Annotated in this window: 8 protein-coding genes; 5 read left to right on the top strand and 3 right to left on the bottom strand. The window is 60.6% G+C overall.

The genetic code is table 11. From position 1 onward, the window contains the following. The 3 genes from arsS to BMX80_RS00900 all read right to left on the bottom strand — a co-directional run bounded on the left by arsS (position 1) and on the right by BMX80_RS00900 (position 3,448). Complete coding sequence (arsS, locus tag BMX80_RS00910) at positions 1-963, bottom strand: arsenosugar biosynthesis radical SAM (seleno)protein ArsS (protein WP_074864172.1); 963 nt, start codon at positions 961-963, stop codon at positions 1-3. A 106-nt stretch (positions 964-1,069) separates the two neighbouring features. After that, positions 1,070-2,236, bottom strand: a complete 1,167-nt coding sequence (locus tag BMX80_RS00905) for an HDOD domain-containing protein (RefSeq protein WP_074864170.1) — start codon at positions 2,234-2,236, stop codon at positions 1,070-1,072. Positions 2,237-2,239: 3 nt separating this feature from the next. Then, the gene (locus BMX80_RS00900) at positions 2,240-3,448 is read right to left on the bottom strand and encodes an HDOD domain-containing protein (RefSeq protein ID WP_074864168.1); all 1,209 of its coding nucleotides are present in this window, start codon (positions 3,446-3,448) and stop codon (positions 2,240-2,242) included. A gap of 259 nt (positions 3,449-3,707) precedes the next feature. Here BMX80_RS00900 and bcsQ point away from each other — a divergent pair, with 259 nt between their 5' ends. The 5 genes from bcsQ to BMX80_RS00875 are packed head-to-tail and all read left to right on the top strand — an operon-like array spanning position 3,708 to position 14,711. Beyond that, positions 3,708-4,940, top strand: coding sequence for a cellulose biosynthesis protein BcsQ (gene bcsQ / locus BMX80_RS18025; protein WP_328586293.1), 1,233 nt, complete (start codon positions 3,708-3,710; stop codon positions 4,938-4,940). A 45-nt stretch (positions 4,941-4,985) separates the two neighbouring features. Continuing rightward, positions 4,986-7,127 carry a UDP-forming cellulose synthase catalytic subunit gene (gene bcsA, locus BMX80_RS00890; RefSeq protein ID WP_074864413.1) on the top strand — a complete coding sequence of 714 codons (2,142 nt, stop codon included), beginning with the start codon at positions 4,986-4,988 and terminating at the stop codon, positions 7,125-7,127. Beyond that, on the top strand, positions 7,124-9,532 hold the full coding sequence (gene bcsB, locus BMX80_RS00885) for a cellulose biosynthesis cyclic di-GMP-binding regulatory protein BcsB (RefSeq protein ID WP_083394189.1): 2,409 nt from the start codon (positions 7,124-7,126) through the stop codon (positions 9,530-9,532). The genes bcsA and bcsB overlap by 4 nt, the downstream gene beginning before the upstream one ends. Beyond that, positions 9,532-10,698, top strand: a complete 1,167-nt coding sequence (gene bcsZ / locus BMX80_RS00880) for a cellulose synthase complex periplasmic endoglucanase BcsZ (RefSeq protein ID WP_074864166.1) — start codon at positions 9,532-9,534, stop codon at positions 10,696-10,698. The genes bcsB and bcsZ overlap by 1 nt, the downstream gene beginning before the upstream one ends. Next, positions 10,677-14,711: a cellulose biosynthesis protein BcsC gene (locus tag BMX80_RS00875; RefSeq protein WP_074864165.1), complete on the top strand. Its 4,035-nt coding sequence runs from the start codon at positions 10,677-10,679 to the stop codon at positions 14,709-14,711. Before bcsZ ends, BMX80_RS00875 begins: the two co-directional genes overlap by 22 nt. Positions 14,712-14,722: the final 11 nt, after the last annotated feature.

The raw sequence follows: 14,722 nt of genomic DNA, 5'->3' as shown, positions 1-14,722 counted from the left end.
TTAAGCCAGTGCGCCGCCGCAACTGGAGCCTTGCCCGGCGGTGCAGGCAAAGCAGTGGTCGCGCGTGACGATGGGGTTGCCGTCTAGGCGTTGCGCGAGCAGGTCGCGCAGGTGGCTGCGCTCGCGGCCAATCAGCGGCAGTGGCAGGTCGAGCATCTGGTTGAAGTCGCAGTCGTACAGGTAGCCCTGATAGTCGACGCTGACCAAGTGCTTGCACATCACCGCCGCGAGGTTGTCCTCGCGGTAGCTGTCGCGCAGCAACTGCATGTAGTCGTGAAAGGTGCCCTTGCTGATCAGGGTGCTGCCAAAGCGCTGAATCGGCATGTTGGTGATGGTCAGCAGGTGGTTAAAGACGATGCCGAAGTCCTCCTCAAGGTGCGCCTTGTAGGCTGCCTCTAAGTTGGCCTGCGGCGGTGGCAAGCTGGGGCCTTGCGGGTTGTAGACCAAATTAAGGATCAGCCCGCTACCTTCGACGCCATAGCCTTGCGCATTGAGCGCTTGTAGCCCGGCGATGCTGCGCGCAAACACGCCGTCGCCGCGCTGCGCATCAACGTTGTCGCGCGCATAGCAGGGCAGCGAGGCACTGATCTCGACCTGTTGCTTGGCGAGAAACGCGGCCAAATCGTCATGGCCTGGCTCGCTCAAAATGGTCAGGTTGCAGCGGTCGATCACTTGCAGGCCTTCTGCGCGCGCGTGTTGCACCAGCTCACGAAAGCGTGGGTGCATTTCTGGTGCGCCACCGGTGAGGTCGAGCGTCTGCACCGCGTGGGTGGCAATCACTTGCTGGAGCAGCGCCAGGGTGGCGTCGTCCATGCGTTCGGTGCGCGTTGGCCCGGCATTCACGTGGCAATGCAGGCAGCGCTGGTTACACTCGTAGGTCAGGTTGACTTGCAGGGTGGTCAGCGCGCCGCGAGTCAGCGGCGGAAAGTCCAAGGCGTTGAGTAAGGGCAGCGTCGCGTGCACGGTCACTCCAAAGGGTTAGTCCTGTGCTTAAGACGTCAGTGTGGCGGCTGTGTTACAGCGGCGCCAGTTTGCTTTGCGCCTGTGATGGGCGGCTATTACGCGCGGCTTAGGCGCTGGGCTCGCGCAGGCGGGTGGCCTCGGCTTGGCTGAGGCCGAGCATCGACAGCAGGCGCGGCAGTTGTTCGTCCGGGTTGTCGATGCCGGGTAAGCGCAACAAACAGCCGGCGGTATGCATGATGCGCCGGTCGCGGCCGACCTGACGCTCGTCGAGAAAGTACACCGCAGCAATCAGCTCGCGCAGCGCTAAGGGCAGGCGCCACTGCACTTTTAAGCGGGCGGCAAAGGGCCGACTGCACTCCTCCAGCGCTTCGTGCAGGGCTTCTGCGGGCAGTGGATTGCCGTCATCCAGCCAACGCTGCGCTTGTTGCAGCACGGTCAGTTCGCCGATGCAGTGCAGCAGCGCGGCGGTGTAACAAGCTTCGCCGGGGATATGGCAGGTTTCCGCGAGGCGCAGGGCTAGCTCGGCCAGTTGTTCGGCTTGCTGCCACAGTTGCACACCATAAGGGGCCAGCAGCGGCTGGCTGAGCGTACAGCTGTGGCGCAATGCTTGGCCAAGGGCGAGGTTTAAGCTGTGCGCAATGCCTAAGCGCAGCACGGCGTTGCGCAGGTCGGTGCACTCTTCGCCGCGGGTGTAAGCGGCGCTGTTAGCGACGCGCAGCAGATAGCTGGTCAGCGCGGGGTCGGCTTGGGCGAGGTTAAACAGGTCTTGCAGGGCTTGCTTGTCGGGTTCTTGGCAGCGTTCGAGCAGTTCGACCAGCGGCTGATTGATCGGTAGCTCCAGCTGGTTATCCAGCAGGCGACGTAAGTAGTTAGGAAAGCGCTCCACCGCTGGCGCGGGGCTATAGTCTTCGGCTTGGCCGAGCAGTGGCTCAAGACGGCGCATCACGCGCACCACTTCCAGTGGCTTACTAATAAAGTCGCTCAAGCCATCGCGCTTGGCTTGAGTCAAGCTGCTGCGATCAACTTGTGCGCCAACCATCACGACTTTCAGTTGCGGGTGCTTGGCATGCAGCGCATGCAGCAGGTTCAGGCCGCTGGCGTCCGGCAGTTGCCATTCGCACAGCAGCAGGTCAGTGCGAAATTCGCCGATAAAGTCACGCGCCTCGCTGGCCAGCTGGCATAGCTGCACATCGGCATCGGGGCGCAGTTTGAGCAGCATGACCTTGAGCAGGTCGGCGGCCCATGGGTCGGCATCGGCGATCAGCACTTGCATGGATTAAGCCTCGGCCAGTGGCATGTGCCGTACCGCTTCTAATAAACCGTCGGCAATCGAGCGCCCTAGGTTGAGTTGGCGCAGGCATTTGTTGAGCAGCGCTTCGCGTTCGCTGTCTTCCTCGGGGCTTAATAGCAGTGCGGCGCTGCGCATCACCAGATCAGCCTTGTCGGTCACTTGGCCGCCCATGCCATATAAGGCACCGATGCGCTGACGTAGCCCCAGTGGCAAGCGCCAGTTGGCTTTTAAGGTGGCGCTAAAGGGGCGGCTAAAGCGTGCCATGGCAGCGTCGAGCATGGCTTCATCCAGCGTTTGCTCGGTAGCGAGCCAGCTTTGGCTTTCAAATAACACCACCAGCTCGCCGATATTGCTCAGCAGAGCCGCGGTGTAGGCTTCTTCGCTGTTGTCGCCCACTTGCGCCGCGAGTGCTTGGCACAGCTCGGCCAGTTCACGGGTGCTTTTCCAGAGCGCTTCGCCACGGGCCTTTAATAGCGGGTCGGTGAGGTTGCTGGCTGGGCTTAGGGCCACGCCGAGGGCAAGGTTCAAGCTGGTGTGTAACCCCAAACGTTGCAGTGCTTGGGACAAGGTAGTGAGGGTGGTGCCTTTGAAATAGTCGCCACTGTTGGCGGCGGCGACTAAGCGCGCGGTGATCGCAGGGTCGCGCTGCCAGAGGGCGCTTAAGCTGTCGAAGTCCTGCTCGTCGGGGCGCATGCTGCGTTCTAGGGTTTCTTGCAGGGTGGGGCTGAGCGGTAGCTCCAGCTCTTCATCGCTGAGGCGGTCGAGGTATTCCTCTAGACTCAGCTCGGCCAAGCTGTTGATGTTTTCGCTGTCGCCCAAATAAGGCTTAAGGCGGCTGAGCACTTGCTCGACGGAAAACGGCTTGGCGATAAAGTCGGTCAGGCCTAGGCGCACAGCCTCCATGACGCTGCGCTTGTCGTTGCGCGCGGTAACCATAATAAAAGGTACTTGCAGGGTTTTATGGATGCCGTTCTGCCGCTCGCTCTTGCGCACTGCTTCGAGCAAGTCCAGTCCGTTCATGCCGGGCATGTTCCAGTCCGAGAGCACCAGCTCGGCACCGTGCTTCTGCCAGTGCTGCCAACCCGCTAAGCCTTCTTTGCACAGGGTGATGTGTGCATCGCTGCGTTGATTGCGCACTAAGCTGGTCAGCAGCTCGGCCATCCATGGGTCGTCTTCAATAATAAGAACCTGCATCGGTTCCACCTTATGCGAGGCTTGGTTTTGTTGAGCTTAGCTGGTGAATGAGACGATGGTCAGACAGAAGCTGCGTTGGCTGTTATAGCAAGCAGAAATAAGGTTGCAACGCAATAGCAATATTGGTTATCGAATAACCATCAGCTTGACATCATCTAGACAAGTCTTGATTATGCGCAACATTTTGTAATAGCCAGAAAATGTGATTTAAGTCAATTTCCTGGCAACAAACTTTTGACTAATGCAGTCAGGTGTAGTCATGAGCGCTTCCGATATCGCCAGCTTATTCAAGAAATTTGGCGGCAGCCCCGCCCAATATCAGGAAATTACTCAGGCTGAGACCGAGAAGGCCTCGCAGAAGCGTTGGCCTTCGATGTTCGGTGGCAAAAAAGCCGCTGCACAATCGGACGTGCCGGCCGATGAGCCTGAGCAGCAACCCGCTGCCGAGCCAGAGGTAGCGCCGGCCGCGCCTATTGCCGAGCAACCCGCGCCTGCCGCCCCAGCCCCGGCTGCGGCGCCTGAGTCTAAGCCTGCACCTACGCCCAGCAAAAAACCGAGCGCTAAGACCCCCGACGCCTGGTCTTCTGCTGGCCTGCAAAGCTTGCTGGCCAAGCTTGCCGATGAGGCCAACAAGCCCGCCACCCCAGAGCCGGAACAGCCCAAAGAGCCCGAGCCGGTTGCTGCCGCGCAACCGTTGCGCAGTAAGCCTGAGCTGAGCGAGATCAAAGTCGTTGCCGTGGTGTCAGGCAAGGGCGGCGTGGGCAAGAGCACCATGGCGGCGAATATTGCCGCTGCGCTACAAAAGGTCGGCCGCCCAGTGCTGGCGATTGATCTGGACCCGCAAAATGCCCTGCACCATCACTTCCAGCCCGAGGGCGAGGTTAGTGAAGAGCAAGGGGTTGTGTGTTTTCAGCAAGATTGGCGCGAGCAAGCGGTGCCAACCAAAGATGGCGTTTTTGTCTTGCCGTATGGCTTGGCCGATGAGGCCCAGCGGCGCATTTTTGAAGCGCAACTGGCCGATGACCCGCTGTGGCTGGCTTATCAGCTGAGCGATTTGCAGCTGTCTGAGGGGGCTGTGGTGGTGATCGACACCCCGCCCGGCCCGTCGATTTATCTGCAGCAAGCGCTGACGGTGGCCAATGTGGCCCTGGTGGTGAGTTTGGCCGATGCGGCTTCGTACACGGCGCTGCCGATGATCGACCGCTTGATCGCCTCGTACACCGATGAGCGCGATGACTTTGCTGGTACCGCCTATGTGGTCAACCAAGTTGACCAGTCGCGCCAGCTGAACAAAGACATCACCCAAGTGATGCAGGGCTTGCTGGGCGAGCGTCTGATTGGCCGCATCACCCGCGATCAGTCGATCAGCGAAGCGCTGGCCTATAACCGTAACGTGATGGATTACGATCCGCATGGCCGTGGCTGTCGGGATATTCTCGACTGCACTATGGCCCTGGTCGGCTACTTCGCCAGTGATGACGAAGGCGCCTAATACATGAGGCCATGGCGCAATGGGCAATTCACCCAGCTGAGCCACATGGCAGTCCGCATCAGCGCCACCCTTTGGGCGCAGGTGTTGATTGCCGTGCTTGCGGTGCTGGTGGTGTCCATCACGGTGATCGCGCCTTTGCCCTTGGAAGAGCAAATGCTCTTCACCGCCGCCTGCATGACCGTGGCGCTGATCCTGCGCCGCAAAGCCAGCCGCTTAGCCGTATTGGCGATGATCATGATGTCGGTGATCGCTTCGCTGCGTTACATGTACTGGCGCTTAACCAGTTCGCTGGGCTTCGAGCACTGGCTCGACATGGCCTTCGGTTATGGCTTGGTGCTGGCCGAGCTCTACGCCTTGTTGGTGCTGCTGCTGGGTTACCTGCAAACCGCCTGGCCACTGCAGCGCAAGCCTTATCCGCTGCCGCAAGATCAAGCCTTGTGGCCGTCGGTGGATGTGTACATCCCCACCTATAACGAGCCGCTGGACATCATCCGCTTAACCGCGTTTGCCGCGCAGGCGATTGACTGGCCAAAAGACAAGCTGAATGTTTACGTGCTGGATGATGGCCGCCGTGACGAGTTCCGTGAGTTCTGTGAAAGCGCCGGCATCGGTTACATCATCCGCCCGGATAACTTCCACGCCAAAGCCGGTAATCTGAACCACGCGCTGAAGATTACCAAGGGCGATTACATCGCGATTTTCGATGCCGACCACGTGCCCACGCGCTCGTTCTTGCAGGTGGGCATGGGCTGGTTTTTGCGCGACCCGAAGTTGGCGATGCTGCAAACGCCGCACTTCTTTTTCTCCCCCGATCCGTTTGAGAAAAACCTCGAAACCTTCCGTTCGGTGCCCAACGAAGGCGAGCTGTTTTACGGCCTCGTGCAGGACGGCAACGACCTGTGGAACGCCACTTTCTTCTGCGGCTCGTGCGCCATCATCAAGCGCGGCCCGCTGGAAGAGGTCGGCGGCATCGCCGTAGAAACGGTGACCGAAGACGCGCACACCGCGCTGAAAATGAGCCGCTTGGGCTACAACACCGCCTATTTGGCGCTGCCGCAGGCCGCCGGTTTGGCGACCGAGAGTCTCTCCGGGCATATCGGCCAGCGGATTCGCTGGGCGCGTGGCATGGCGCAGATCTTCCGTACCGATAACCCACTGCTCGGTGGTGGCCTCAAGTTTGGTCAGCGGCTGTGCTATCTGAACGCCATGCTGCACTTCTTCTACGGGTTGCCGCGTTTGGTGTTCCTCACGGCGCCGTTGGCGTATTTGTTTTTTGGCGCGCAGATCTTCCAAGCCAGTGCGCTGCTGATCATGGCGTATGCGTTACCGCACATTTTGCTCGCCAGCGTCACTAACTCGACCATCCAAGGGCGCTTCCGCCACTCGTTCTGGAACGAGGTCTACGAGTCGGTGCTGGCTTGGTACATCATGCGCCCGGTGTTGCTGGCGATGGTTAACCCCAAGCTGGGTAAGTTCAACGTGACCGCCAAGGGCGGGGTGATCGAGAAAGGTTACTTCGACTGGAAGATGGCGCGGCCCTACATCGTCGTGCTGCTACTCAACGTGATCGGCATTGTGGTGGGCTTGAGCAAGCTCGGTTTTGCCGCCGATAGCGACGTGGTGGCGACGCTGCTGATTAACCTAACGTGGACGCTGTACAACATCATCATCAGCGCCGCCTCGGTGGCGGTGGCTGCCGAAGCACGGCAGGTGCGCGTCGAGCCACGGGTGTACGCCAACTTGCAGGCCACGCTGGTGCTCAGCAACGGTAAGACGGTGGTCTGCGCAACCCACGATTTTTCTCAGCGCGGGATTGGTATCACCCTGCCGGATGGGGTGGACGTGCCGCAAGGCGAGCAGGTCTTGGTGTCGCTTTTGCATGACCAAGAAGAATGCGCCTTCCCGGCGTTGGTGGCGTTTAGTCGCGGGCCAACCTTAGGTTTAAGCTTTGCCAACCTGAGCATCGAGCAACAGCGCGAGCTGATCCGCATGACCTTTTCGCGGGCCAATACGTGGGCGGCTTCGTGGGGTGAGGGGGTTCCCGACACACCGCTGGGCGCGCTGGCTGAAGTCTCGACCATTGGTTTGCGCGGCTTGCGCTTGTTAGGCCGGGCCACCGCTAACGAAACCCTGATTCATTTACGCAGCCTGCTGGCACAACTCAAGGCTTCTGTGAGGAGCACATGACATACACCTACGGAAAGATCCTTGTTCTCGCCTTAGCGTTGTGCGGCGGCTTTTCTACGGCGTGGGCCGAAGAAGAGTACGACTACAGCGAAGACGCGGCCTACGAAGAGGGCGCTGAAGGCGAAGAAAGCGTCGTGGACGTGGACTGCGTGCCGCCCGCCGAAGGCGAGGAAGCTGCCGAAGGTGAAGAGTATGCCGAGGGTGAAGAAGCGGCTGAAGGCGAAGAAGCCAGCGTCGATGATGGCTGCCTCGATGCTGAAGAGCCGTTTAACCCGACCTTTAGCGCTACCTTGGCGCAGTTGGGCATCAACTACACCATGCAGCTGCGTGGTATCGAAGGCAGCGATAGCGTCAGCTTCGATGTGCGCGCCGATCAGGTCGTCAGCAAAGCGCGGGTAAATCTGGAATACAGCTACTCGCCCGCCTTGATCCCAGAGCTGTCGCAACTCAACGTGATGGTCAATGACCAGCTCGCCACCAGCTTGGCCTTGCCGCAAGAAAACGCCGGCTCGTTGCAGCAGGCCGTGGTGGATATCCCGCCGCACCTGATCACCGAATTTAACCGCTTAAGCCTGCAGCTGATCGGCCACTACACCATGGAGTGCGAAGACCCACTGCACACTAGCCTGTGGGCCAAAATCAGCACCAGCAGCAGCCTCGAGATGGAAGCCACGCCCATCGTGCTGCCGGATGACTTAGCCAAGCTGCCGCTGCCGTTCTTCGACCCGCGTGATTCGCGCCAGTTACAGCTGCCGTTCGTCTTCACCAGTACGCCGGACAACCTCACGCTGGAGGCCGCCGGTGCGGTGTCGTCCTGGTTTGGTGCGCTGGCGAGCTACCGTGGTGCGCGTTTCTCCGCGACCCTTAACGAGCTGCCCAGCGAGGGCAGTGCGATTGTCTTTATGACGCAAGCGGCGCCGCTGGAAGGCTTGGAAGTAGAGAGCCTCGATGCGCCGGTGGTCAGCATCCAAGCGAACCCCAATGACCCGTACGGCAAGCTGCTGATTATCTCCGGGCGTGATAGCGAGCAACTGCGCACGGCGGCACTGGCCTTAGTCACCGGCAGCCAAGCGATGGCCGGCCCCAGCGCTCGTGTGGACGGCTTGGTCAGCCTAAAAGCGCGTAAGCCTTACGACGCCCCCAACTGGCTACCGAGTGATCGCGCGGTGCAACTGGGCGAGCTGTTGGAAGCGAAAAAGCTCAGCGTGGCCGGTTACAACCCCGGCACCATCAAGTTCCCGCTGCGCCTGCCGCCGGATCTGTTCACTTGGCGTGACGAAGGCATTCCGCTGCACCTGAAATACCGCTACACCCCGCAGCCGGTGTCGACCAATTCATCGCTGTTGATCAGTGTCAGCGGCAAGTTCATCAAGTCGGTGCCGCTGCCTTCGCAAGAGCACTACAAAGACGATCAGGCCTTGCTCGAGCGCCTGCAAAGCGATGACAGCCTGCTCAAAGAAGTGCAGCTGCGCGTGCCGGTGAACAATATCCCGCAGCGCGCCGACCTTGAGCTGCGCTACATGTACGACTACATCAAGCAAGGCGACTGCCGCGACATCATCATCGACAACATGCGCGGCACCATCGAACCCGACTCGACCATCGATATCAGCGATTACGACCACTACATCGTGATGCCGAATATGGGCGTGTTCCAGAGCAGCGGCTTCCCCTTCACGCGCATGGCCGACTTGTCGGAAACCGCCGTGGTGGTCGCCCCGTCGGTGAGCCTTGAAGAGTTGGGTCTGTTCCTCGATGTGATGGGCCGCTTTGGTGAATCCACCGGCCTGCCGGCCAGCGCCTTTACCGTGAGCCAAGGTGAAGACGACAGCCTGCTGGACGGCAAAGATATTCTGCTCATCGCCACGGCCGGCAATCAGCCATTGCTGCAACGTTGGGCCGAGTACTTACCGGCCAGCTTACAAGCCGGCAGCAGCTTCGAGTTCTCTGACTTGGCCTACCGCCTGCGCACTTGGATTAGCCCCGACGACCGGGTTAACCGCCGTACCGCGCGCAATAGCGTGGCGCTGGGCAGTGGCGGTGCCGGTGCTTATCTGGCCGGCTTTGAGTCACCGCTGGGCAGCGGTCGCAGCGTGGTGGTGTTAGCCGGTGCCAACGGGGAACACTTGGCCAATATCGCCGGCGCCTTGCGTGGCGACAGCGAATACGACCAGCCCGTGCAGGGCAGCCTGGTGGTGGTCAACGGCACGCGCGTTAACCCGCTGGTGGCGGAAGACGAATACTACGTGGGCAGCCTCGGCATCGTGCGTTACTTGCAGTGGCTGTTAGCAAGAAACTTAGGCTGGATGGTGTTCTTCACCGCCTTGGGCGTGTTGCTGGCTAGCGTGTTCCTCTACCTGACCCTCAAAGCCCGCGCCAATGCGCGCCTTAAGGATGCCCAGTGATGTTGCGCAGTCTGCTGCTTAGCGTATGTCTGTTGACTAGCCTGTCGGCGCAGGCTGCGGTGCAGTGCACGGCCGCTTGGCCGCATTGGGAGTTGTTCGCCAAGCAGTGGATTCAACCCGATGGGCGTGTGCTGGAATCGAGCCTAGAGAAAAACCACAGCACCTCAGAAGGTCAGTCCTACGCGTTGTTTTTTGCTTTGGTCGCCAACGACCAGCAACGCTTCGCGAAGATTTGGCGCTGGAGCCGCGAGAACCTTGCCGGTAATGACCCGGCGAATATCTTGCCGGCGTGGCACTGGGGCCAAGGCAAAGATGGCCAGTGGAAAGTGCAAGACCCGAACTCGGCCTCCGACGCCGATTTGTGGTTCGCCTATGCCTTGCTCGAGGCCGACCGCCTGTGGAAGAAACCGGCCTACCGCGCCGATGCCATGGCGCTGCTTAAGCTGATCAAAGAGCGTGAAATCACCGAATTACCGGGTATTGGCCCGGTGTTGTTGCCCGGACCGATTGGTTTTTCCCACATTGGTCATCTGTGGCGCATTAACCCCAGCTACCAGCCGGTGTCGATGATGCGCCGCCTGCAAGCGGTGGACCCGCAGGGCCCGTGGCAGGCAATCGCTAACCTCACCCCGCGACTGATGATAGAAAGCGGTGAACACGGTTTTGCCCCGGACTGGATCGGCTATCGTGCGGTTTCGCCGCAAGCCGGCATGTTCACCACCGACCCCATGAAGGGTGATATCGGCAGCTACGATGCCATTCGCGTGTACCTCTGGGCCGGCATGACGCACCCCAGCGACCCCTTAGCTAAGCCTGTGTTGCAGAGCTTGTGGGGCATGGCGCGGGCCACGGCCTCCAGCGGTGTGCCGCCTGAAAAAACCAATGTGCAAACCGGCCATGTAGAAGGCGAAAGCCCCAGTGGCTTTGCTGCGGCATTGGTGCCGTATTTCCGTGCGTTGAACCAGCCGTGGCTGGAAGAGCTGCAATACCAGCGCGCCATTGCCGCGCTGGATCAATGGCAAGCCGGCACCGGCCGTGCACCTTTCTACTACGATTACATGCTGACCCTGTTTGGCCTTGGTTGGGCGGATGGGCGCTTCTCTTTTACTGCTGATGGCCGTGTGCAGCCATATTGGGAGTCTCCATGTTCCGCTACCGCCCGTTAACACTGGCGCTCATCGCCACTGTTGCTGTAACGAGCGCACAGGCCGAAACCACCGACCCAGCAGCCTTGCTGATTGAGCAAGGGCATTTCTGGCAAGCGCAGGAAAAGCCCAAACGCGCCAGTGAGGTGTGGCACAAGCTGCTGGTGATTGACCCTGCCTCGCCGGATGCCCTGTATGGCTTAGGCCTGATTGCCGTGCAAGAAGCGAAGAAGAGCGTCGCGCAGGGCTTTCTGCAACAACTGCAAGCCATTGACCCGTTGCCGCGTCAGGCGCTGATGCTGGAACAAGATATCCACCTGCTCGACCCCGACAACCAAGCGTTGATCGATGAGGCGCGCCTGCTGGTGGAAGAAAACGAGCGAGAAAAAGCCGCCGAGGTGTATCGCCGCGCATTGGGCAATCGCCCGGCGCAAGGCATGATCGGCCGTGAGGTGTTTAACAACTTAGGTTTTGTGGAAAAACACTGGCCCGAAGCTCGCGCCGGCTTTGAGCGTCTGCAGCGTGAATTTCCTGCCGACCCCTACACTAAGCTGTTCTTTGCCCAGCATTTGGCGCGTCGTTTAGATACCCGTAATGAGGGTGTGCGCTACCTCGAGAAGCTGGCGCAGCGTGACGATATCGGCGGTGCTGCCGAAGAAACCTGGCGGTTAGCCCTGACCTGGATGGGCCCGCCGGACAAGAGCCGTCAGCCCTTGTTCGAGTCGTTTCTAAAGACCCATCCCGATGACGAAGAAATCCGCGAGTTGCTGGCCGAAGGCCGTCGCCGTGGACAGGCGTCTAACAACAAGGCCGCAGCGGCACAGGTGTGGCGCCGTGATCCGGTGCTGGATCGCGCCTTAAAGGCACTGGAAAAAGGCGATATGCAGGCGGCGGAAACCGACTTCACCGCCTACCTAAAAACCAAGCCCAAAGACCCCGATGCCTTGGGTGGCCTAGGCATTGTGCGTCAGCGCCAAGACCGCCTAGAAGATGCCGAAGTATTGCTCACCACCGCCGTGCGTAATGGCGGCGGCCGCGCGTGGCAAAGCGCGCTGAATGATGTGCGCTACTGGTCGCTGCTCAAAAGCGCGCGGCAGAATATCGAGCGCAGCCGGCTTAGCGATGCCCGCGCGCAACTGGAGCAAGCCCGCAAGCTCAAGCCCAACGACGTTGAGGCGGTGCTGACCCTAGCCGACATGCAAGCTCAGCAAGGCCAACTCAAAGAAGCCGAGGCCAATTACCGTTTGGCGCAGCGCTTGGGCGAGCAAAAAACGCGCGCTTTGCGCGGCTTAGCGCAGGTCATGGGCCGCCAAGGTAAAGCCAGTGAAGCACTGGGTTTGCTGCAAGAACTTCCGGCCAGCGAGCGCGGTAAGGTGGGCAATATCGCTCAACTGCGCGCCGAAGAAGCGCTGCAGCGCGCCCGCATTGCCGAGCAACGTGGCGACACCAAAGGCATGCGCGCCGCTTTAGAAGCCGCGCTGAAAGACGACCCCGACAACGCCTGGGCACGCTTTGCCTTAGCGCGTTTGTACGTCGATATGGGCGCCATCGGCGAAGCGCGCAGCCTGATGGATGGCCTGCTAGCGAAAAACCCCAAAGACCGCGATGCCCTGTTCACCAGCGCCTTGCTGTCGGTGCACTTGGAAGAGTGGGAGCCGGCCAGCAAGACGCTGGCGAAGATCCCCCACGATCAACGTGATGAGCAGATCAACAATCTGCAAACCGAGGTCGACTTTAACCTGCAGCTGCAGCGGGTAGAAAAGCTCTTGAAGGTTGGCCAGCGCCCTGAGGCGCGCGCTTACCTGCGTCGCCTAGAGCCGATGATGCAAGGCAAGTCGGCACGCATTGTGGCCGTGGCACGCGGCTACGCCGATGCCGGCGATGGCCACCGCGCCACCGCCTTGATGCGCGACTTGCTGGCGCGTAGCTCCGGTGATGACTTGTCGTTGCTGCTCAGCTACGGCGGCGTGCTGCTGCGCGCCGAGCAAGATGTTGAAGTCGGTGGCTTGCTGCGTGACCTGCAAGGGCGGCAGATGACCACCGAGCAGCAAAAGCAGTATGCCGACTTGCTGTTCTACTACCGCGTACGCCAAGCCGAGCAACTGCGTTTGCGCGGCGAGCTGGCCGAAGCCTATGACGTGCTGTCGCCGGCCTTGGCGCAGCGTCCGCAAGATCGCTTGGCCCTGGCTGCGCTGGGGCGCATGTATGGCGCATTCGGTGATACGGCGAAAGCCTTGGAAATTTTCCGCCCGCTGGCTAAGCGCTTCCCGGACGATGCCAATATCCAAGTCGGCGCTGCCGACATGGCGGCGCAGCAATACGAAACCAGTTATGCCGAAGACGCCCTTGAGCAAGCGTTAAAGCTCGCTCCCGAAGACCGCGACATCCTGACCACCGCGGCGCGGGTGTACCGTTTCTTGGGCCGCACCGGCACCGCAGAAGACCTGCTGCGCAAAGTGGTCGCCCAAGAAGCGCGCGACAAGAAGCCTGAGTACGTGGCCGCTGCGCAACCGGCTACGCCGGTGAATCCGTTTGCGAAGCCGGGGCATGTCAGCGCCCCGCGGGAAAACATTCCTACCCCGGTACAAAATCGCCCTGTGGCGCTGCGTAGCACCAGCACAAGCAGCAGTGCCGTGCCGCGCCCGGTGGTCAGTCAGGCGATTCCTGCGCCGGTCACCAGCAGCTCGCCGAGTGCCCAGCCGTTTAGCCGCGAAGCGCCGGTTGCTGCCAGTCGCTATGCCGCGCCGGTCGAACAGCGCACGGCCTATCAGGCCGATAGCAGTCAATCCCGCGCCGCAGTGAATCCGTTTGTCGTGCCGGTGGGCGAGGACGAGCCCGATCCACGTGCCGGCATGAGCGAAGTGGCTAAGGCATTGGATGACATCATCCAGCAGCGCAGCCCATACGTTGCCCAAGGTCTGCAAGTGCGCAGCAATGACAGCGAGACGGGCTTAAGCCAGATGACCGACATTCAGGCGCCGTTCGAAGCCAGCATGCCGATTGGTGATCAGCGTATTGCCCTGCGGGTAACCCCGGTGTCGCTGAATGCCGGCTCGGTGGATGGCGAAGCGCGCAGCCGCTTTGGCGGTGGGCCGATTGCCAGCCAAGCGGTGCCCAATGGCTCGCCAGGTTCGCAGAAAGACTCAGGCGTGGGTTTAGCGGTGGCCTTGGATAGCGCCCCGCATGGCTTGAAAGCCGATTTGGGGATCACCCCCGAGGGCTTTTTGTACAGCACCGCCGTGGGCGGCGTGAGCGTGCAGCGCACGTTTGCCGGCCACCCCAATATGCATTGGAGCTTGAGCGCCTCGCGCCGTGCGGTGACCGACAGCGTGTTGTCGTTTGCCGGCACCCAAGACCGCCGCACCGGGCAAAAGTGGGGCGGCGTGACGGCCAACGGTGGCCGTGCGCAAATCAGTTACGACGACCGCAAAGTGGGTGCCTACGGGTATGCCTCCATGCACCGTTTACTGGGGCATAACGTCGAAGACAACACCCGCGCCGAAGTCGGTGCCGGTGTGTACAAGTACCTGCAAAACGACGAAACCACGCAAACCACCGTGGGTCTCAGTTTGCTGGGGCTTAAGTACCGCGAAAACCTCGGTCAGTTCACCTATGGCCACGGCGGTTATTTCAGCCCGCAGACGTTTGTCTCGTTGGGTGTGCCGGTGGCGTGGTCGATGCGTGACAAAAACTGGTCGGTGCAGCTCAAAGGCTCGGCGGGGATGCAGGTCATTCAGCAAGACTCGGCGGATTACTTCCCCGGCGATGCGGCCATGCAGGCACAAGCCAGCAGCATCTTGGGTTATCCGGCGGAATACGCCAGCAACACCAGCTCCGGGATTGGCTACAGCTTTAGCGGCGCGGGGGAATACCGCGTCGACCGCAATGTGTTTGTCGGCGGCCACTTTGGCTTAGACAACGCTCAGGATTACCGCCAATGGAATGGTGGCCTCTACTTACGTTACATGCTGGAAGACATCACCGCGCCGATGCCGCTGCCTGTCTCCCCGTATAAGTCTCCGTATTCTCAATAAGAAGGTTATTT

It is taken from the genome of Atopomonas hussainii (assembly GCF_900109735.1).
In the GTDB taxonomy this organism is placed as follows: domain Bacteria; phylum Pseudomonadota; class Gammaproteobacteria; order Pseudomonadales; family Pseudomonadaceae; genus Atopomonas; species Atopomonas hussainii.
This window is presented reverse-complemented; position numbering and strand designations above follow the sequence as displayed.